Source organism: Pseudomonas sp. OV546, assembly GCF_900116845.1.
Lineage (GTDB): Bacteria > Pseudomonadota > Gammaproteobacteria > Pseudomonadales > Pseudomonadaceae > Aquipseudomonas > Aquipseudomonas petroselini.
Genome location: NZ_FPCE01000003.1, coordinates 419,015 through 438,824 on the forward strand (window position 1 = coordinate 419,015; position 19,810 = coordinate 438,824).

Genomic DNA, 19,810 nt, shown 5'->3' on the forward strand with positions numbered 1-19,810 from the left:
CCACATTTTTGATTCGGTGTCTTCAGTTGGCGTGCGGTTTACGCCGTTGCGCGATGCAAGCTGGCCAGGAAACCCGCAGCGCCCACAAACAACCCGGCAAACGTGCGGTTCATACGCTTCTGCTGCTTAGGCGTACGCAACAAGCGCAACACCTTCGACGCCAGCCCCGTATAGCCTGCCATCACGACCATGTCGACGCAGATCATCGTCGCGCCCAGGATCAGGTACTGGATCAGCAGCGGCGCCTGCGGGTTCACGAACTGCGGCAGCACCGCCAACATGAATACCAAGGCTTTGGGGTTGCTGGCATTGACCAGAAAGCCCCGGAACATCATCGCCATCGGCTTGCCGATCGGGCGCACGGCCGCGTCATCGGTCATGTCCATGGGCAAGGCGCGCCACTGCTTGATGGCCAGGTACACCAAGTACGCCACGCCAAACCATTTGATCACATAGAAGGCCGTGGACGACGTCGCCAGAATGGCACCCAGGCCGCAAGCAACGACGGCAATCTGCATCGCCAGCCCCAGTTGGAGGCCAATGGCGTTCCAGTAACCGCGCAGGAAACCGTATTGCAGGCCGCTGGACATCGAGGCGATGGCGCCGGCGCCAGGGGAAAGGGAGATGATCCAACTGGCCAGGAAAAAGGCCAGCCACGTATCGAGTGCCATTACACACCTCAGGAGGGAGTTTGCTGTTGTGCCTTAAGCTAACTCCGCCGACCAAAGAATGGCTATAGATTTTTACAGGATGACTGCTAGCGGTCGCCCGGAAACACATGGGTACCTGGCCAACGTCGCACCGAGCGTTGGAAGAACAGGCTGTTGGGTACTTGCACCATCGCGCTGTCGGTACCGGCTTCCGCTACTTCGACCAGCGTGGTGTAGAGCAGGTTGATCGCCACGACGCGGCCTTTCACACCCGGTTTGTCGACGGTGTCCACCAACTCGACGATGTCACCCAGGCGAAACGGCCCGACGGTGAAGATCAGAATGGCGCACAGCAGGTTGGAGAGCACCGACCACATGGCGAAGAACGCCACCGCCGCCACCGCGACAAACCCCGACAGCGCCGTCCACAACACCGTTGCAGACACACCCAGGCGACCCAGCACAAAGATCAGCGCACTGCCCATGATCAGCCAGCGCAAACCACCGCGCAGCGGCATCAACAATTGCGGTGGGAACGGGTAACGCTCACCGAGGCGCGTCAGGCCTTTGGCAACAAAACGCTGGGCGAGGTAGCCGGCCAGCAGAATCAGCAGGATTTGCACGCCGATCCACACGGGTTCGATCCATTGCGCCGGCAGTGGCAGTTGCAACGCTTCCATCAGGACAGCGCCTCCAGCTCCGCTTGCAGGGTTTCCAGCACTTCGAGGGCTTCCATCCAAGTCTCTTCCAATTGCCCTTCGCGGACCTTGAGCTTGGCCTGTTCAGCCAGCAGGTCGCGCAACTCGTCCTTACGGGCGGCTTCGTAGACGGCGCTGTCGCCCAGGCTGGTTTCGATTTTGGCCAGGCGCTCGTGCACCTTGCCCAACTCGGCCTCCAGCTTGTCGGCTTCACGCTTGTGCGGCGCCAATTGTTGGCGCAACGCAGCGGCAGCCTGACGCTGGGCTTTCTTGTCAGTCTTGTCGGGGTTGACCGGGGTATTGCTGACCGGCGCATTGCGCAGGCGGTAATCCGTCAGCCAGCGTGCGTAGTCATCCAGGTCGCCGTCGAATTCTTCGACCTTACCGTCCGCCACCAGCAGGAAGTTATCCGTGGTGCTCTTGAGCAAGTGGCGATCGTGAGACACCACCAGTACCGCACCACTGAACTCTTGCAGGGCCATGGTCAGCGCCAGGCGCATTTCCAGGTCCAGGTGGTTGGTCGGTTCGTCGAGCAGCAGCAGGTTCGGGCGGTCCCAGGCGATCAACGCCAGGGCCAGGCGGGCTTTTTCGCCGCCGGAGAAATTCAGCACCGGCTCATCGATGCGCGCGCCACGGAAGTCGAAACCACCGAGGAAGTCGCGCAGGGTTTGCTCGCGCTCGGTCGGCGCCAGGCGCTGCAAGTGCAGCAACGGGCTGGCCTTGGCGTCGAGGGAGTCCAACTGGTGCTGGGCGAAGTAGCCCACCACCGTGTTCTCGCCACGGGTCAAGCGCCCGGCCAGGGGCGAAAGCTCGCCCGACAGGTTCTTGATCAGCGTCGACTTGCCCGCACCGTTAGGGCCGAGCAAACCGATGCGCGCACCTGGCGTGAGCTGCAGCTTCACTTTTTCCAGGATGGTTTTGTCGCCGTACCCCAAGCGGGCATCTGACAAGTCCAGCAGAGGGCTGGAGATCTTCGCCGACTCGCGGAACACAAAGTCGAACGGCGAATCGACGTGGGCCGCCGACAGCTCTTCCATGCGTTCCAGGGCCTTGATCCGGCTCTGGGCCTGGCGGGCCTTGGTGGCCTGGGCCTTGAAGCGGGCGATATAGCTTTCCATGTGCGCACGCTGCGCCTGCTGCTTTTCAAAGGCCTGTTGCTGCTGGGCCAGGCGTTCGGCGCGAGCGCGTTCGAATGCGGTGTAGCCGCCCCGGTAGAGCGTGATTTTCTTCTGTTCGACGTGGGCGATGTTGTCGACCACGGCGTCGAGGAAGTCCCGGTCGTGGGAAATCAGCAGCAAGGTGCCCTGATAGTTCTTGAGGAAGTCTTCCAGCCACAGGATCGCATCGAGGTCCAAGTGGTTGGTCGGTTCGTCGAGCAGCAACAGGTCCGAGGGGCACATCAGCGCCTGCGCCAGGTTCAGGCGCATGCGCCAGCCGCCGGAGAAGTCGGCGACCGGGCGGTCCATCTGTTCGTTGGTAAAGCCAAGGCCGGCGAGCATCTTGCGGGCGCGGGCGTCGGCGGTGTAGCCGTCGGCGCTGTCGAGTTCCGAGTGCAGGCGGGCCTGAGCGGCGCCATCCTGGGCTTTCTCGGCCTCGGCCAGGTCGTGTTGCACCTGGCGCAGGCGCAGGTCGCCATCGAGCACGTAGTCGATCGCGATGCGGTCCAGGGTGTCGATCTCCTGGCGCATATGGGCGATACGCCAGTCGGCCGGCAGCAAGCAGTCCCCGGAGTCCGGGGTCAGCTCACCCAGCAACAGGGCGAACAACGTGGATTTGCCGGCACCGTTGGCACCGATCAGGCCGGCTTTGTGACCGGCGTGCAGGGTCAGCTCGGCGTCTTCGAGAAGACGTTGCGGGCCACGCTGTAATGTTAGGCTTTGAAGTCGGATCATAATGGCGGCGGAGTCTACCAGCTTCGTTGGCCGCTGGCTTGGGTGTGAATATGTACGCTGACCTGTGGAGCTTTGCCCTCTCGACTTACGCCCGCCCGGACGTCGAAGTCGCTTGCCTGCGCTTGCAGGAGCAAGGGGCGGATGTGTGCCTGTTGCTGTGTGGCGCGTGGCTGGAGCAGCGCGCTGTGACAGTGACCGCCGAGCGCATGCAGGCGCTGAAACAAATCGCCAGGCCCTGGCAGGCACAGGTGATCGAGCCGCTACGACGCGTACGCATGCAATGGCGCGCCATGGCGCAGCAGGATGAGGATTTAGCGGGGTTACGCGAGCGAGTCAAGGCTCTGGAGCTGGACGCCGAACGGCAGCTGTTGATGCGACTGGAAGCGTTGGCACAAACGTGGCCGACTGGCGAAACGATGAATCAGCAACTGTGGCTGGAAGGACTGGCGGCTGAGGATGCCGCCAACCTTGACCACGACGCGCTGCAGCGGCTGCGCGTCGTGGCCACCAGCGCTTAGGAAGCGCTGGTTGGGGTGGTGCTTGGCGCTACCGGTGCAGACGTGTTGCTGGCCGGTGCAGTTGGAGCGGTGGACGCTGTCGGGGCGGCAGCAGGTGTTGCTGGCTTGGCCGGTGCGGGTTTTGCGGCAGCGGGTTTGGCAACGGCTGGCTTGGCGGCTGGCTTTGCAGCAGCAGGTTTGGCAGCTGGCTTAGCGGCTGGTTTTGCAGCAGCCGGTTTAGCCACTGGCTTGGCAGCTGGTTTCGCAGCAGCCGTTTTAGCGGCTGGCTTGGCGGCTGGTTTTGCAACAGCCGTTTTAGCAGCTGGCTTGGCAGCTGGTTTCGCAGCAGCGGTTTTAGCGGCTGGCTTGGCAGCTGGTTTCGCAGCAGCGGTTTTAGCGGCTGGCTTGGCAGCTGGTTTCGCAGCAGCGGTTTTAGCGGCTGGCTTGGCGGCTGGTTTTGCAGCAGCCGTTTTAGCAACTGGCTTGGCGGCTGGTTTTGCAACAGCCGTTTTAGCAGCTGGCTTGGCAGCTGGTTTCGCAGCAGCGGTTTTAGCGGCTGGCTTGGCAGCTGGTTTCGCAGCGGCGGTTTTAGCAACTGGCTTGGCGGCTGGTTTTGCGGCAGCGGTTTTGGCAACTGGCTTGGCGGCTGGTTTTGCAGCAGCGGTTTTAGCAGCTGGCTTGGCAGCTGGTTTCGCAGCAGCGGTTTTGGCAGCGGGTTTTGCTGCGGCTTTAGCAGGTGCCTTAGCAGCAACAGCTTTGCTCGCTGGCTTTTTCGCCGTGCTTGCTGCAACAGCTTTTGCAGGGGTACGAGCGCCCAGCACCTTAGCCACAGCTTCCTTCACACGACCAACGCCCTGGGCCAGTTTCAGGCTTTCCTGAGCATCTTTTTTGAGTTGGGAAATGTAGGCGCGGGTTTCAGCTTGGCGATCCTTGAGGGCGTCCAGCAGGTCCTCAAGTTCTTTGACTGCGTCCTTGGCTTTGGCTTGGGCCTTGGCCTTGCCGGCAGTAGCGGCGTCTTGCAATTTGGTGCGGGATTTGTGCAGCTTTTCTTGCGCTTTACCGCGCTGTTTTTCCAGCTTGGCGAGCAGTTTTTCTGCATCGGCCAACGCTTGGGAACAGGCGCTTTCCAGATGTTCGAGCAAGCTGCCCGAAAGTTGTTGGAGTAAATGCAACGGGGTATTAACAGGCTTCTGTTTGGCCGACATGGTTTACCTCCTGGCTGACGTGGGTGCGGCTCATACTAGCCCTCTGCTCTTACCGCCGCTAGGGCATGTTGACAGTATCGTTTGCCTTGCGTTGCACCGTACGAAAATTCTTATCGTTATAACGAAAGCACACGGCACTTTTTACCCTTTTACACTGGCATAATCCGTCGCACTTTCGGCGGGAGACCACCCATGTCGCGTTACCTTTTTCTTGTGCTTGGCCTGGCGATTTCGGTGGCCAATGCGAGCGAGCAATCACCGTCCAAAACCACTGAACAAAATCAGCATGACCTCGCCTACAGCCTGGGCGCAAGCCTCGGTGAACGCCTGCGCCAGGAGGTCCCTGACCTGCAGATCCAGGCGTTGATCGACGGCCTAAAGCAAGCCTATCAAGGCAAGCCGCTGGCGCTGGATAACGCGCGCATCGAACAGATTCTGGCCCAGCACGAAGCACAGAATGAAGCAGATACGCAGGCACCTCAAAGCGAAAAAGCCCTGGCTGCCGAACAACAATTCCTGAGCAAAGAGAAAGCCGCAAAAGGCGTGCGCGAATTGGCGAATGGAATCCTGCTCACCGAACTCACTCCCGGCACTGGCGACAAGCCAACGGCCAGCGATCAAGTTCAAGTGAAATACGTGGGGCGGTTACCCGATGGAACGGTGTTCGACCAGAGCACCCAACCTCAGTGGTTTCGTCTTGATAGTGTGATCAGCGGCTGGAGCACTGCGTTGCAGCAGATGCCAGTGGGGGCAAAATGGCGCCTGGTGATCCCATCAGCCCAGGCGTATGGCGCCGACGGTGCAGGTGAATTGATCCCGCCTTATACACCCCTGGTGTTCGAGATCGAATTGCTCGGTACCCGACACTGAGCCAATAAAAAACGGTGCGCCATGCGCACCGTTTTTTGTATGGCTATCGAGGGTCAGGCCTGAGTGGCAGGCTCTTCCTTATGGGCGTTGTGCAGCACTTCGATCAGGCAGTCTTCCAATTCGAAACGCTCGTGAAGCAGTGCGCCCAATTCTTTGAATTTCTCTGCAACACATTGCCCGGCATCACACAGGTCGGTGAACGCCAGCAGCTTCTCGGTAATGGCATCGATGCGCGGGTAAAGGGTCTCAGCTAATTCCAGGCCACGCTGATCGTCGAAGGCTTCCGCTTCCTTGGTCAGCTGTTCGTAGACGCCGAAATGGCCGGCTGACACGTAGTCCACCAACACACCGCAAAAATCCTGCAACGGTTCACGGTTCTGCGCCAGTGCCTCGGGCTTGGCACCGAGAGCATCAAAGGCCCGAACCAGTTCGTGACGTGCCTTCAGCCAGCTGTCGATCAGCTTGTGCACCCCACCCCAGCGTTCCTGAGCATTCTGACAACTTTCCAGCATGATGATCTCTCTTCCCTATAGGGGCGCTGCCGCCTGGTGCCCGCGCAACACTTCAAGGATAAAGCGGCAGCCGGACAAGGCCACATCTGACAAACGGTTTCAATAACACGTGCGGGCCAGATTATGCCCGCATGACTATGGCTTCAAGGTACGCAGGAGAGAAAGTTCATACAAGTGTTTAATCCCGCCCTACAAACTGCGACTGCCTTTCAGCGCCCCAACGGGCGCAAATGCTGGCTCAAAAACAGCCGTGAAAACTGCATAAAGCCCAAGATCAACATCCCCAGGAAGAACAACAGACTCCACTCCGGCAGGCTCAAGTCAAACAGCGTCCAATTGATGTCCATGCAGTCAACGCTGCCTTTGACGGTCAATTGCAGCGCCTGCCAAAACGACAGGTTTTCGATCATGTAGTGCAGGCTGGGCCAGCAGTCAGCCGTCTGGTCCGGCGCGGCATTTTGTAGCAGTACCTGGCGCACGGCGGTAATGGCACCGAGCAGCGCGAAGCTCATGCTCGCCAGCCCGTACCGGCAGATTACGCTACGTTGGGGGTTATGGAGGGTGGCGGCCAGATTGTTCAATGTGAAAGCCGCCAGGAACCCCCGCTGCATCTGGCATAGGAAGCAAGGACGCAACGAAGCACCGAACTCGAGGTAAAAGGACGCGCCCAATGTCAGCGTACCCGCCAGGAACGCAAAGAAAAACAAGGAGCGTGAAGGGGCCAAAGACATGCTTTATCCGCATCGCGAAAGATAGGTCGCTACGGTAGAGGAAAGGCCTTACCCCTTTCAATACGTACTAGAGCAGACGATTCCGCGAGCGGTTAAGGACTTGCCGCCAGAAGATGAAAGACCTTGCGCAATCGAGCGTCGGACCTTGCCCACAAACCCTCTAAACCCGTCTTTTGCAGTGTTTTCGAAGCAACGAAGGGTGACCCGCTGGATATAGCTGAGCCAACCCTCGTCGCTTTCCTACGTCAGACCCGCGCCGGAACCGGCAGCGGTGACGCCAGCAATCGGTTATCCAGCAGCCCCAGCCCCTCTTGGAACAGCTGGTTACTGCGCTCGGTGTCACCCAGTTGAGCCAACAAGCGCGCCAACTCGGCACAGGCCTCAGGATTGCGCTGCACTTGGAGGCTGCTTTCCAGATAATCCCGCGCCTTGCCCCATAGACTGTTTTGCAGGCACAGGCGACCCAGCGTCAGCAGCAGGCTGGCATCACCGGGGTGGTCCTTGAGCCAACCTTCGGCAAACTTCAACTGCCGGGCCGGATCACTGCCGCGCAACAGGCCGTACAGTCGGATCAGGTGGCTGTCGTAGCCGCGCTTGATCGCGCCACGCAACGCTTCTTCGGCCTGGGTGTCAGCGCCCAACTGGCGCAGTTGCTCGGCGTAGGCCAAGACCAGTTGCGGTTCTTGGCGCTGAGCGGACGTCAGTTGTTGCCAGGCCCGCTCAAGCGACTGCAAGCCTGCTTCGCCCTGCTCTTCACGCTGGGCTGCGAGACTCAGGTTCTCCCCCCAAGCGCGACGCTCAAGCTCGGCCAGCTCGCTGGCGGGCAGCACCTTGTCCTTGCGCAGTTCGGGCAGCAAGCGGATCACCGACGACCAATCACCGCGCTGCTGATGCAGGCGCTGCAATTGACGCAGGACCTGGGCGTTATGAGGATGGCGCTCGTGCATCGCCTGCAAGGTGATCAGTGCGCCGTCCGTATCACCGCGGTCCAGTTGCAATTGCGCATGGCTCAAGGCAACCGCCAACTCGGCCTGAGGCTGACGTTCCAACGCTCTCTCCAGCAAGCCGTCGGACTCTTCGTAGCGCCCCTGTTCATTTGCGGCACGCGCCGCGCCGAGATAGTACAGCAGCGGCTGGCGCTCGGCCTCGGCGGCACGGTGCAGGTGGCGCTCGGCACTGGCCCAACGGCCTTCGGCAAGGTCCATCTGGCCTTGCTCGATGGCGACCTGTACACGACGGCTGCGGTTACGCCGCGACCACGGGTTGACCACGCCGCCGGAGGTGGTAATCAGGCTCAACAGCACCCGGATCAGGTAGATCGCCAAACCGACGGCAAATACCGCCACCAGCGTCGCCCACAGGCTCGACTCGTAATGCAGCACATGCGGGTAGGTAATCAGCACGTAGCCGGTGTGTTTCGAAATGCCTACAGCCAGTGCCAGCGCGATTGCAATCGCCAGCACGAGGATCACATAGAAACGCTTCATCGGCTCTACTCCTGCTTCGCCGACGTCGCCGCCGCCTTGGCTTCGTCGGCAGACAGATGACGACGCTCAAGGTAAGCCTGCACGGCAGCCAGGCTCGCGGCCAGGTCCGGCGTCACCACCGATACCGCCTTCGGCTCAAGTTCGGCGATACGCGCCAGCATCGCCTTGCTCTGCGGGTTGTCCTGGTTGAAGTTGTCCTGCAACACACTGCGCGCCTCGCCCAGCGAGCGGCTGTAGACGGCCGACTCGCCATTGAGCGCCGCCCATTGGGCTTGCTCCAGGGCCAAGCTCAGGGCCAGGCGCACTTGGTTCAGGCCTTGGCCGGCCAGCAGTGGGCGAATGTTATCGTCGGGGTTGAAGTCGATACGGAAGTAACGGGAAATCTGCTCCCACCATTGGCTCCAACGGCTTTGCGTATCGGTAGTCGGTCGCCCCTCGGAAGCAGGATCGGTCAGTTGATACTCGGGGGCAATGGCCGCCAGTTGCACGACTTGGTCACGCAAGGCTGCCAATTGCAGGTACAGCCCGGTGCGGTCCGGCTGCTCGGTGCTGCGCAGCGCGGCAAGGCTCTTGGCCAATTGCTCACGGGCGGCATAGGAACCCGGATCGCTTTGCTCGCGAAGAATCTCGTCGGCCCCCTGGACCAGCGCCTGGGCACTGTTGATGTCCTGCAGGGCAGACAGGCGCAGACTCGCCAGACGAATCAAGTGCTCGGCCTCGGCCAAGCGCCAGTCTTTGCGGCTGGACCCGAGCAACGTCTCCAGGCGCTGGCTCAGACGCTGCTGATCACCCTGCAACTGGGCGACCAGGCGACGGCGCTCTTCCAGCTCATCCGCACCCGGCAACTGCGCCAGCCGCGCAGCCAGTTGTTGCTGGCTTTGCTTGAGGGACTGGGATTGGTCATCGAGGGTCTGCACCTGGCCCAACTGCTGCTGGCTGCTGGCCTGCAGGGCGCGGACCTGCCAGATCCCCCAACCACCGGCGGCAACACCCGCGGCGCCGAGCAACAGGGCGACGATTGCCAGGCCATTACCACGGCGCGGCGCGGTGACCGGTGACGCAACCGGCGCATCAAGTGCGGGTTGGGTTTCATCTTTAGGCAAGGCTGTTTCGCTCACGTATCCGTCCTTTGCGTTTCAGAGAGTGGGAACGGTATAGCTCCGTATCGCCACTAACAAAGCCGCGGCACTCGCACCGCGACAATCCACAACTTTTTCTGCGCCAGCGGCCCGCGCCATCTCCTGGACCCGCGGGCTAGGCACGAACAACGGCAGCTGCGCCACCTGTGGCCAATCGGGGCCAGCCAGGGCTTGCAGGTGTAAAAAACCCTGTCCACTGCTGACCACCAGGCCGTTCAAGCGTTCCAACTGGATGCGTTGCATCAGTACACCGGCGTCGTAGGCCGGAAGCAAACGGCGATACAACTCCAGATAGTCGACACTAGCACCTTGCTCGCGCAAACGCTCCGCCAGCAGCTCCCGACCACCCTCACCCCGCAGAATCAAGACTCGGGCGTGTGGGGGTGCGATAGCCTCGCGCAAAGCAGGCAATTGAAGCAGGGCCTCACTGTCATCGCCTGTAGGGGGATACTGAACGTTAAGGCCATGCTCGGCCAGTACCTGCGCGGTGGCGGCACCGACACTGAACCATCGCAGATGCGGCCAGGCTTGACCCAACTGCTGCACGGCAAGGCGCGCGGCCGGCTTGCTGACAACGATTACGGCACAGTAGCGACCCAGGTCACGGAAGACGGCTTGTTGTTCAGGTGTGACGGGGAGCGGCTCGATGTCCAGCAACGGCAAGCTGCTGCTGAAAATACCGGCTTCGGACAACGAGGCCGCCAGGGCCATCGATTCCTCGGCAGGCCGCGTCAGCAGCACACGCCATTCGGTCACTGCGGGCCGGCCTCGCCGTAGACTTTCTGCAGAATCGCACCAGCGCCCTTATCCAGCAGCGCTTGCGCCACCTGGATACCCAACGCCGTAGCATCACACTGCGGACCACGGACCTCGGCGGTCAGCAGGTTGCCGCCTTCCGGGTCTCCGACCAAGCCACGCAACCACAGGTTTTCACCTTCGAGCACGGCGTAGCAGGCGATCGGCACTTGGCAGCCACCGTTGAGGTGCTTGTTCAGGGCACGCTCAGCCGTGACGCGCACTTCAGTGTCGTGGTGATCCAGGGGTTTGAGCAGGGCGTGGATATCACTGTCGGCGGTACGGCATTCAATGCCGACGGCGCCCTGCCCACCGGCAGGCAGGCTGTCCTCGACGCTGATGGCCGAAGTGATACGGTCTTCGAAACCCAGACGGATCAGGCCAGCCGCTGCGAGGATGATCGCGTCATATTCACCCGCATCCAGCTTCGCCAGGCGGGTGTTGACGTTGCCGCGCAGGAAGCGGATCTGCAGGTCCGGGCGGCGGGTCAGCAACTGTGCCTGGCGACGCAGGCTCGACGTACCGACGATGCTGCCCAAAGGCAGCGCATCCAGGGACGCGTAAGTATTGGAAACGAAGGCATCACGCGGGTCTTCACGCTCGCAGATGCAAAACAGGCCCAAGCCTTCAGGGAAGTCCATGGGCACGTCTTTCATCGAGTGCACGGCAATGTCCGCTTCGTTTTCCAGCAGCGCGCTTTCCAGCTCTTTGACAAACAGGCCCTTGCCGCCGATTTTCGACAGTGGCGAGTCGAGCAGTTTGTCACCGCGACTGACCATGGGCACCAGGGACACCTTGAGGCCGGGGTGGGCCTGCTCCAGGCGTGCTTTGACGTATTCGGCCTGCCACAAGGCCAGGGCGCTTTTACGGGTGGCGATGCGGATTTCGCGAGAGGACATGGATCAATCCGTACTGAATAGATACGGCAGATAATAACAGCTCAGGCAAATATGCCTTGATTTGTATCAGCAAGTGCGCGGCCTCCCTGGCCACGTCGCACCGGGATAACGAATGCAGACCTCGCCACGCCTCGGCCTAAAGCTGCTGCATCATTTTGCGCACGCCGGCGACATGGCGTCGGCTGACGATCAACGCATCGCCGTTAAGCCCTTTGAGGAACAACTGAAAATGCCCCAGGGGCGTACGTTGCAGGCGCTCGATTCGCTCGCGGGCCACCAACGCATTGCGGTGGATACGCACGAAGCGGTCGCCGAATTCATCCTCAAGGGCCTTGAGCGGTTCATCGAGCAAGACTTCACCGCCTTGGTGGCGCAAGGTCACGTACTTGTGATCCGCAATAAAATAAACCACCTCGCCCAAGGGGATCAGCTCGATACCTTTGCGTGTGCGTGCGCTGATATGGCTGCGCGGCCCGTTACCACTTTGGGCGGCAGGCTGAGTCAGGGCAGCAAGCTGGACGCGGGTTGGGCGCTCGGCCTTTTTAAGGGCTTTGAGCAAGGTTTCGCCCGCCACCGGTTTGGTGAGGAAGCTGACACCACTGGCTTCAAGCGTCTCCGCAGAGAACTCTTCACCGGCTGCGCAGAACACCACAGCGGGTGGTGACTCTCGCTCGCTCAATCGGGCGGCAACTTGCAGGCCATCAAGGCCTGGCATACGGATATCGAGCAACACCACATCCGGCTTGAGGCTGTCGATCAGCGTCAACGCCTCTTCGCCCGTGGTGGCGCTCGGCTCTAGTACTGCATAACCCTCGAGTTCACTGACCAAACGGCTCAGTCGCTCGCGGGCTTGGGGTTCGTCATCAACGATCAGGACATTCATATTGCGCTGGATTCCTGCGTGAGTCTCGCACAAGGATAGCGTAGACAGGTGCGGTGACTTGCGTCACAGCGATCCACGCTAAGACTAGCGCGAGCGGCAAAAAGTGCCCTGAGAGTGGCACCCATATTTACCCGGACCTGTTCAATAGCGCCCAAGACCTGCTGCCTTCGGGCATTGTCGTAGGGTTTGCTGATACACAATCCGAATCCCCCCTTTCAAATGGATAGTCCGGGTTCTGACCGCATCACCGGACTTTGGTGCATTCACACACTATCAGTCCAACTGTAGACGCTCGCTGCGACGACATTGCTCAATCGTCAAATATCGTTTCAATAAGCCTCTGCACCAGTCTCGTCCTCGACGCGGTCGGCGGCAAGGCACTTAGCCATCCATTGCGCAAATAAAAATGCCGACCACCCGCAGCACCGCCTCTGCGGACAACCCTGTTATTATCGGCGGCACACTTCCCAGTCTCCTTATAAGCAGATCACGAGCGAACTCATGAGCACCGACAAGACCAACCAGTCCTGGGGCGGCCGCTTCAGTGAACCCGTCGACGCCTTCGTCGCCCGCTTCACCGCCTCCGTCACCTTCGACCAGCGCCTGTACCGCCATGACATCATGGGCTCCATCGCCCACGCGACGATGCTGGCCAAGGTCGGCGTGCTGACCGACGCCGAGCGCGACAGCATCATCGACGGCCTCAACACCATCCGTGGCGAGATCGAAGCCGGCACGTTTGACTGGCGCGTCGACCTGGAAGACGTGCACATGAACATCGAAGCCCGCCTCACCGACCGCATCGGTGTGACCGGCAAAAAACTGCACACCGGCCGTAGCCGTAACGACCAGGTCGCCACCGATATCCGTCTGTGGCTGCGTGATGAAATCGACCTGATCCTGGGCGAAATCACCCGCCTGCAGAAAGGCCTGCTGGAACAGGCCGAGCGTGAGTCGGACACCATCATGCCCGGCTTCACTCACCTGCAGACCGCGCAACCCGTGACCTTCGGCCACCACTTGCTGGCCTGGTTCGAAATGCTCAGTCGCGACTATGAACGCCTGGTGGACTGCCGCAAGCGCGCCAACCGCATGCCGTTGGGCAGTGCCGCGCTGGCCGGCACCACGTACCCGATCGACCGCGAGTACACCGCGCAATTGCTGGGCTTCGACGCCGTCGGCGGTAACTCGCTGGATGGTGTGTCGGACCGTGACTTCGCCATCGAATTCTGCGCCGCCGCCAGCATCGCGATGATGCACCTGTCGCGCTTCTCCGAAGAGCTGGTGCTGTGGACCAGCGCGCAATTCCAGTTCATCGACCTGCCGGACCGCTTCTGCACCGGCAGCTCGATCATGCCGCAAAAGAAAAACCCCGACGTGCCCGAGCTGGTGCGTGGCAAGAGTGGCCGCGTATTCGGCGCCTTGATGGGCCTGCTGACCCTGATGAAAGGCCAACCGCTGGCCTACAACAAGGACAACCAGGAAGACAAGGAGCCGTTGTTCGACGCCGCCGACACCCTGCGCGACTCGCTGCGCGCATTTGCCGACATGATCCCGGCGATCAAGCCCAAGCACGCGATCATGCGTGAAGCGGCGCTGCGCGGGTTCTCCACCGCGACCGACCTGGCGGACTACCTGGTACGCCGTGGCCTGCCGTTCCGCGACTGCCACGAAATCGTTGGTCACGCGGTGAAGTACGGCGTGGACACCGGTAAGGACTTGGCGGAAATGAGCCTGGAAGAACTGCGTCAGTTCAGCGACCAGATCGAGCAGGACGTGTTTGCCGTGCTGACCCTGGAAGGCTCGGTAAATGCCCGCAATCACATCGGCGGTACTGCGCCGGCGCAGGTGAAAGCAGCTGTGTTGCGCGGCCAGGCCTTACTGGCTAGCCGCTGAAAAATGTGGGAGGGGGCAAGCCCCCTCCCACACTTGATCACTTTTTGGCCGCGATCATCGCCATAAACGCCGGCATCGCCGCCTCCCTGTCTGCCGCCACTTTCTGGGCGTTGGGCATGGCATGCAACCTTTCCAGCAACGCCTTGGCCGCCGGCATTCCATCCAGCACATCCAGTCCAAACAGCTTCTCGCCCACCGCACAGGCGAGGTTCACGCTGTACATGAAATACAAATCCGCAATCGTGAAGCTCTCCCCCGCCACATACGGCGCGAACTTGCCGTGCCGACCCAACGAACCAAAACCCAACAACAACTCGGCCTTGGACTTCTCCTTGATCGCCTCCGCCACCGGCATTCCAAAAAACGCCTCGGCGAAACATGCACGGGCAGGCAGTTCGATATACAGCTCAATCTCGCGACATAACGCCAGCACCTGAGCACGCTGAAACGGCTCGGCCGGAAGCAGCGCACGGCCCTCCTGGGTGTGCTCGATGTATTCGAGGATCACGCTGGTCTCGTTGATAAACCCCTGCTTCACGCCCAGCACCGGCACCTTGCCGCGCGGGCTGACAGCCAAGGCCTCTGGGGTTTGCCCGGCATAAAAGGGCACCTCTTCGAACGGCAACCCTTTCTCCAGCAGCGCCAGCTTGACCATGTTGTAGTAGTTGCTGACCGAAAATCCGTAAAGCTTGAGCATCGCAAAGCCTCCAGGCCGTGTGCGGGGTTGGCTGCAAGCGTTATAGCGCCCCCCGCCTGGCCGTGCCAGCAGCATCACCCGCCTGAATGGGGGTAGACTGGCGCCCTTTCCTTGAGGAGCCTGCCATGAGCGAGCCGACCGATATCGACAACGACGAAGAAGAATTCGCCGAAACCACCCTGATCGAAGCGATCGAGAACCAGATCGAAAGCGAAAACCCACCAGCGGCCAAGGCCACGTTCAACAAGCTGACCCTGGTGGGCTACGAGCGTGAAGAGATCCTGCAACTGATGGCTCACGTGCTGGCTGTCGAGATCGACGCATTGCTGGAAGAAGACCGTGCCTTCAATACCGAATGGTATGAAACTGCACTGCGCGCCTTGCCGGAATTGCCGCCTGAAAAGCAATAATTGCTCCTACTGGACAGTTCGGCAAAGTGCGTTCACCTTATGGCCTGCTAGCCTCTAATAAATTCTTAGAAAGTCTGGAGTCCTTATGTCGTATACCCCTGAGTTGGTTGCCGAACTGGAAATCCTTGTACTCTTCCCATTGGACAGCACCAAAGAAGGTCTGAAAGTCCACCAGACCGCCGCGCCTACTGCCATCGCCGCTGCCAAACGCCTCCACGCGAAAGGACTTATCGACCAGCCGGACGGGGGCTACCTGACCAGCCTTGGCCGGGACGCCGCAGAGCAGGCCCAGACCCTGCTGACTATCTTGACCACTGCCACTACCAAAGAAGCCGCCTGATACCTATACCGCCCATGGAGTCCGCCTCTTGCGGATTCCGGGGGCGTTGCTGTGGAAGTGCGAAAATTCTGACGTCAAAATCTATTTCCCTCTAAACCTCCTACGCTACTGGCTGTAAACTCCTACACGGCCGCCCACGTCGGGCCCTGCGAGCCACCGAGTTCGACATGACCCGCACCCATGAAATCCGCCCCGACCTGGACGAAGGCATCGACCGTAAGGTGCTGGCTCAATTGCGCGCGCGTTTCATGGCCCTCAACGAAGGGCGCATGGCCCGGGCCGTCGAGGGGCTGACACCCCGCCAGCAAAGCGTGCTGACCCTGTTGCCGTTGTTCTTCCACGTCAACCACCCGCTGCTGCCCGGTTATGTGTCGGGCAGCACGCCGGCAGGCCTGTCGAACTTCGAACCCGACACCCAAGCACTGGCAGAAGCCCAGCGCCTGACCCGCTCGTTCTCCTACAAGCCACGCCACGGCAACCCGCCGCGACCGATCCACGGCCTGTTCCTGATGGGCAGCCTTGGCACCCTGGCCCAAGCCGACCAGAGCGACATGGATGTGTGGGTCTGCCACGCCGCCGACCTGAGTGAGAGTGAACTGGCCGAACTGCGCAAAAAATGCCAGTTGCTGGAAGCCTGGGCCCTGACCATGGGCGCCGAGGCGCATTTCTTCCTGATCGAGCCGACACGCTTTGTGCTCGGCGAGCGCGACACTCAACTGAGCTCCGATGACTGCGGCACCACCCAGCATTACCTGCTGCTGGACGAGTTCTACCGCACCGCCATCTGGCTCGCCGGGCGTACGCCGATCTGGTGGCTGGTGCCGGTGTACGAAGAGACCCACTATGCCGAGTTCACCCACACGCTGATTTCCAAGCGTTTTATCCGTGCCGATGAAACCCTGGACCTCGGCCATCTGGCACGCATTCCCCCGGGCGAATTCATCGGCGCCGGGCTGTGGCAATTGTTCAAGGGCATCGAGTCGCCCTACAAATCCGTGCTCAAGCTGCTGCTGACTGAGGTCTACGCCAGCGAACACCCGAACGTGCACTGCCTGAGCCTGCGCTTCAAGCGTGCGGTATTCGCCAACCAGATGGACCTGGATGAGCTGGACCCGTACATCGTGGTGTACCGCCGTATCGAGGAATACCTCAAGGCCCGCCATGAACCCGAGCGCCTGGAGCTGGTGCGACGCGCGCTGTACCTGAAGGTCAACCGCAAGCTCAGCGCCGGCCAGCGCACCACCGGTTGGCAACGGCTGCTGCTGGAGCGTCTGGCCCACGAATGGGGCTGGGACCAGCGCCAATTGACGCTGCTCGACAGCCGCAGCCAATGGAAAGTGCGCCAGGTGGCCTCGGAGCGCCGGGCGCTGGTCAGCGAGCTCAATTACAGCTATCGCTTCCTGACCCAGTTCGCCCGGACCGAACAGACCGTCAGCCTGATCAACAAACGCGACCTCAATGTGCTGGGGCGGCGCCTGTACGCCGCGTTCGAGCGCAAGGCCGGCAAAGTCGAGTTCATCAACCCCGGCATCGCCCCGGACCTGGCCGAAGACACGCTGACCCTGGTGCAATCGCCCAACCGCAAGGAGCCGGGCCAGCACCACTGGGGCCTGTACAACGGTAACCTGACAGCCCTGGAATGGGAGCATTTCGCGCCGATCAAACGCAGCCGCGATCTGCTGGAAATGCTCACTTGGTGCCATCGCAACGGCGTGATCGACAGCAGCACGCGCCTGGCCTTGCACCCCGGCACCAGCGACATGACTGAATTCGAGCTGTTCAACCTGCTGGGCAGCCTGCAACAGACCATCGCCCTGCCCCTGGCCAGCGTGGATGAAGACCGTTTGCTGCGCTCGGCAGTGCCCGAGGAAGTGTTGCTGCTGATCAACGTCGGCGTCGACCCGCTCAAGCATCACCGTGACCTGAATATCCTGATGACCACCGAGCGCACCGATTCCCTGAGCTATGCCGGTGTGCGCGATAACTTGGTGCTGACCCTGGACCAGGTCACGCTCAATAGCTGGAACGAGGTGATGGTCAGCCGCTATGACGGCCCCCACGCCTTGCTCGACTGCCTGCGCGATTACCTCAACCAGTTACCGCCGGACCACCTGCCACGCCTGCGAGTGCGCTGCTTCTGCCACAACCGTGCGCAATTCATTGCGCAGCGGGTGGAAGAGATCTTCGACACCGCGCAGAACCTGCTGCTGGGCCAGGGCAACCACCGCTATCTGCTCCAGGTGCAGCAGCACTATCACGTGATGGAACTGATGCCGGGCCAAGCCACCCATGTGTCGTTGCCGACCCAGGATGCGCTGATCGCCTACCTCAGCGAAGAACTGGCCAGCTACAGCCCGCTGCACCTGGACGCCATGGCCCTGGAAGACCACGACCTGGCGCTGCTGTTGCCCATGGGCCAGGCCGATAGCGTGCAGGTGTTCTACCGGGTCAACGAAGGCTTCGCCGAGCTGTATGTGTTGGATGAATTCAACGCGCTCTGGCAGCAGCGCTTGCCGTTCCATGATGAACAGAGCCTGTTGGCGCCTTTGCAGCGTTTTTTACAGTCGATCATTTATCGCCGCGACGCGCTGTCGCCGCTGGACCCGCAAGAGCCGCTGGGCGCGGTGCACATCTTGTATTACCAACTATTGCCTGCGGGCAGCGGTCGCGCGCGCGGCATCGAGCCTCGACCGGCGCCGCTGAACCCGGCAAACAAACCGTTTTATGACGTACAGGCGATTATCGGCAAAGCAGCGCCGGGTCAGGTGGGGATTACCCTGTACTGCAATCAGCGGGAGTTTTCCGAGCTGGAATTTGGCGACCAGCTGTTTGCAGTGGTCGCCCAGGAAATCGTCGGGCAACGCCGGGAGACCGAGCGTTACCGCTGCTACATCACTGACCTGGACCTGTCCGGCCTGCTCGGCGATGTGCAAAGCCCGAGCAACCTGTACCTGCGTTACAAGGCCGAGCTGGAGCTGTCGCTCAACGAGGCGCTGAGCCAGATTTAGCACGCTGCCTTTTAAAGCGAGAAGGCACCTAAAGCGAGAAGGCACCGCCGTCTTTTGGCTGGCCTTCGACACTCAGCAGTTCGAGCTTGAGGGTCTTGCCGCCCGGTGCAGGCCAATCGATATGCTGGCCGACCTTTAGGCCGAGCAACGCACTGCCCACCGGGGCCAGGATCGAGATCTTGCCTTCGTCGGCGTTGGCGTCCTTGGGGTAAACCAACGTCAGGTGGTAGTCCTTGCCACTGCCTTGCTCGCGGCAATGCACACTGGAATTCATGGTCACGACCGTTGCAGGCACTTCATCGTGGCCAACCACTTCTTCGGCGCGGTCGAGTTCGTGCTGAAGGGCTTCGACACCCGGCGACTCCTCGCCTACACGGTCGATCAGTTGCTCAAGACGCTGCACGTCGAGACGGGTAAGAATGATGGAAGGTGCGGTCATGATTGAGGCAGACTCCTTTTTTCTGCACAAAAAAGCAAAACCCCGCCAGGAAAAGGCGGGGTTCTCACGGGCCTCGATGAGTTGAGGCGTACCCGGACACTACCACAGCGTCACAAATAAACAAGACAGCCTCAGGCGTGGGCCCGGCGCTGCTCGGCCTCGGCACAGATCACCCGGCGCCGGGCATCGTCGGCAGAGCGCCATTCACGGATATCTTCCACGTGGCGGAAGCAGCCGAGGCAGACTTTCTGCTCGTCCAGGCGACACAAACTGATACAAGGTGACGGCACCGCCGGGCTGACATTGCTGAACAGCGGCTTGGGCGGGCGGACAGGTGCAGGCTGGGTCACGTTCAGATCTCGTCGAAATCCAGGTCGGCGCCGGTGTACTCGCTGACCAGGCGCGCGAGCATTTCACTCAGCAGCTCTTCACTCTTGTCGCACTGCCATTTGCCGCTTTCTTCGTCGTAGTCGAAGTGAACGCCGCCGGAACGCGCAGCCAGCCACAGCTGACGCAACGGCTCCTGGCGGCTGAAGATCAACTGCTGGCCGCTCTCGAACTTGACGGTCAGCACGCCGGCCGAGTTTTCCAGGTCCACGTCCAGGCCGCTGTCGTCGAAAATATCTTCCAGCGCCTGCTGGGTCGAATCCACCAGGTCGTGAAAACGGGCTTCGGTCAAACTCATTGTGGCAACCTCAAAAGTGTCTGGTTTTGCTCAAGCGCCGCACGATACGGGCGAGCCCCGCCGATTGCAAAGGATAC

General features: G+C 61.0%; 21 protein-coding genes. 6 read left to right on the forward strand and 15 right to left on the reverse strand.

Annotated elements, in window-relative coordinates; translation table 11 throughout:
• Positions 1–38 precede the first annotated feature (38 nt).
• The 3 genes from BM403_RS09925 to BM403_RS09935 all read right to left on the reverse strand — a co-directional run bounded on the left by BM403_RS09925 (position 39) and on the right by BM403_RS09935 (position 3,240).
• Positions 39–671: a LysE family transporter gene (locus BM403_RS09925; protein WP_015886481.1), complete on the reverse strand. Its 633-nt coding sequence runs from the start codon at positions 669–671 to the stop codon at positions 39–41.
• A gap of 86 nt (positions 672–757) precedes the next feature.
• On the reverse strand, positions 758–1,330 hold the full coding sequence (locus BM403_RS09930; RefSeq protein ID WP_015886482.1) for a mechanosensitive ion channel family protein: 573 nt from the start codon (positions 1,328–1,330) through the stop codon (positions 758–760).
• On the reverse strand, positions 1,330–3,240 hold the full coding sequence (locus tag BM403_RS09935) for an ATP-binding cassette domain-containing protein (protein ID WP_015886483.1): 1,911 nt from the start codon (positions 3,238–3,240) through the stop codon (positions 1,330–1,332). Before BM403_RS09935 ends, BM403_RS09930 begins: the two co-directional genes overlap by 1 nt.
• A 50-nt stretch (positions 3,241–3,290) precedes the next feature.
• Here BM403_RS09935 and BM403_RS09940 point away from each other — a divergent pair, with 50 nt between their 5' ends.
• On the forward strand, positions 3,291–3,758 hold the full coding sequence (locus BM403_RS09940) for a TIGR02444 family protein (protein ID WP_093542629.1): 468 nt from the start codon (positions 3,291–3,293) through the stop codon (positions 3,756–3,758).
• Here the strand turns inward: BM403_RS09940 and BM403_RS09945 are convergent.
• Positions 3,755–4,942 carry an AlgP family protein gene (locus BM403_RS09945; protein WP_093542631.1) on the reverse strand — a complete coding sequence of 396 codons (1,188 nt, stop codon included), beginning with the start codon at positions 4,940–4,942 and terminating at the stop codon, positions 3,755–3,757. The genes BM403_RS09940 and BM403_RS09945 overlap by 4 nt on opposite strands.
• A gap of 192 nt (positions 4,943–5,134) precedes the next feature.
• On the opposite strand from BM403_RS09945, the gene BM403_RS09950 reads away from it, so the two are divergent.
• Positions 5,135–5,812 (forward strand): FKBP-type peptidyl-prolyl cis-trans isomerase, encoded by a 678-nt coding sequence (locus BM403_RS09950; protein ID WP_015886486.1) that lies wholly within the window; start codon positions 5,135–5,137, stop codon positions 5,810–5,812.
• Between the two features lie 53 nt (positions 5,813–5,865).
• Here BM403_RS09950 and BM403_RS09955 read toward each other — a convergent pair whose 3' ends face one another.
• From BM403_RS09955 to BM403_RS09980, 7 genes are all read right to left on the reverse strand, one after another.
• A complete protein-coding gene (locus BM403_RS09955) occupies positions 5,866–6,324 on the reverse strand; it encodes an Rsd/AlgQ family anti-sigma factor (RefSeq protein WP_028618432.1) in 459 nt (152 codons plus the stop codon).
• 209 nt (positions 6,325–6,533) lie between these two features.
• On the reverse strand, positions 6,534–7,055 hold the full coding sequence (locus BM403_RS09960; protein WP_093542633.1) for a disulfide bond formation protein B: 522 nt from the start codon (positions 7,053–7,055) through the stop codon (positions 6,534–6,536).
• A 245-nt stretch (positions 7,056–7,300) separates the two neighbouring features.
• Positions 7,301–8,542 (reverse strand): heme biosynthesis protein HemY, encoded by a 1,242-nt coding sequence (locus BM403_RS09965; protein WP_064053273.1) that lies wholly within the window; start codon positions 8,540–8,542, stop codon positions 7,301–7,303.
• Between the two features lie 5 nt (positions 8,543–8,547).
• Positions 8,548–9,660 carry a uroporphyrinogen-III C-methyltransferase gene (locus BM403_RS32140; protein WP_256577150.1) on the reverse strand — a complete coding sequence of 371 codons (1,113 nt, stop codon included), beginning with the start codon at positions 9,658–9,660 and terminating at the stop codon, positions 8,548–8,550.
• Positions 9,661–9,678: 18 nt separating this feature from the next.
• Positions 9,679–10,437, reverse strand: a complete 759-nt coding sequence (locus BM403_RS32145) for a uroporphyrinogen-III synthase (protein ID WP_015886491.1) — start codon at positions 10,435–10,437, stop codon at positions 9,679–9,681.
• A complete protein-coding gene (hemC, locus tag BM403_RS09975) occupies positions 10,434–11,375 on the reverse strand; it encodes a hydroxymethylbilane synthase (RefSeq protein ID WP_093542635.1) in 942 nt (313 codons plus the stop codon). The genes BM403_RS32145 and hemC overlap by 4 nt, the downstream gene beginning before the upstream one ends.
• A 136-nt stretch (positions 11,376–11,511) precedes the next feature.
• Complete coding sequence (locus BM403_RS09980) at positions 11,512–12,258, reverse strand: LytR/AlgR family response regulator transcription factor (RefSeq protein WP_015886493.1); 747 nt, start codon at positions 12,256–12,258, stop codon at positions 11,512–11,514.
• A 501-nt stretch (positions 12,259–12,759) separates the two neighbouring features.
• Here BM403_RS09980 and argH point away from each other — a divergent pair.
• Entirely contained in the window at positions 12,760–14,154 is a 1,395-nt protein-coding gene (argH, locus tag BM403_RS09985) for an argininosuccinate lyase (RefSeq protein WP_046034880.1), read from the forward strand.
• A 37-nt stretch (positions 14,155–14,191) separates the two neighbouring features.
• Here argH and BM403_RS09990 read toward each other — a convergent pair whose 3' ends face one another.
• Positions 14,192–14,851, reverse strand: coding sequence for a glutathione S-transferase family protein (locus BM403_RS09990; RefSeq protein ID WP_046034879.1), 660 nt, complete (start codon positions 14,849–14,851; stop codon positions 14,192–14,194).
• 125 nt (positions 14,852–14,976) lie between these two features.
• Between BM403_RS09990 and BM403_RS09995 the strand changes: the two genes are divergently transcribed.
• The 3 genes from BM403_RS09995 to BM403_RS10005 all read left to right on the forward strand — a co-directional run bounded on the left by BM403_RS09995 (position 14,977) and on the right by BM403_RS10005 (position 18,609).
• Entirely contained in the window at positions 14,977–15,261 is a 285-nt protein-coding gene (locus BM403_RS09995) for a hypothetical protein (RefSeq protein WP_010207441.1), read from the forward strand.
• Positions 15,262–15,346: 85 nt separating this feature from the next.
• Positions 15,347–15,601 (forward strand): TIGR02647 family protein, encoded by a 255-nt coding sequence (locus tag BM403_RS10000; protein WP_010207442.1) that lies wholly within the window; start codon positions 15,347–15,349, stop codon positions 15,599–15,601.
• Between the two features lie 167 nt (positions 15,602–15,768).
• Positions 15,769–18,609: a class I adenylate cyclase gene (locus tag BM403_RS10005; protein WP_015886496.1), complete on the forward strand. Its 2,841-nt coding sequence runs from the start codon at positions 15,769–15,771 to the stop codon at positions 18,607–18,609.
• Between the two features lie 28 nt (positions 18,610–18,637).
• Here the strand turns inward: BM403_RS10005 and rnk are convergent, their stop codons facing one another.
• From rnk to cyaY, 3 genes are all read right to left on the reverse strand, one after another.
• Positions 18,638–19,048: a nucleoside diphosphate kinase regulator gene (gene rnk, locus BM403_RS10010; RefSeq protein WP_093542637.1), complete on the reverse strand. Its 411-nt coding sequence runs from the start codon at positions 19,046–19,048 to the stop codon at positions 18,638–18,640.
• Positions 19,049–19,179: 131 nt separating this feature from the next.
• Complete coding sequence (locus BM403_RS10015; protein WP_015886498.1) at positions 19,180–19,398, reverse strand: DUF1289 domain-containing protein; 219 nt, start codon at positions 19,396–19,398, stop codon at positions 19,180–19,182.
• A 2-nt stretch (positions 19,399–19,400) separates the two neighbouring features.
• Positions 19,401–19,733, reverse strand: coding sequence for an iron donor protein CyaY (cyaY, locus tag BM403_RS10020; RefSeq protein WP_015886499.1), 333 nt, complete (start codon positions 19,731–19,733; stop codon positions 19,401–19,403).
• Positions 19,734–19,810 lie beyond the last annotated feature (77 nt).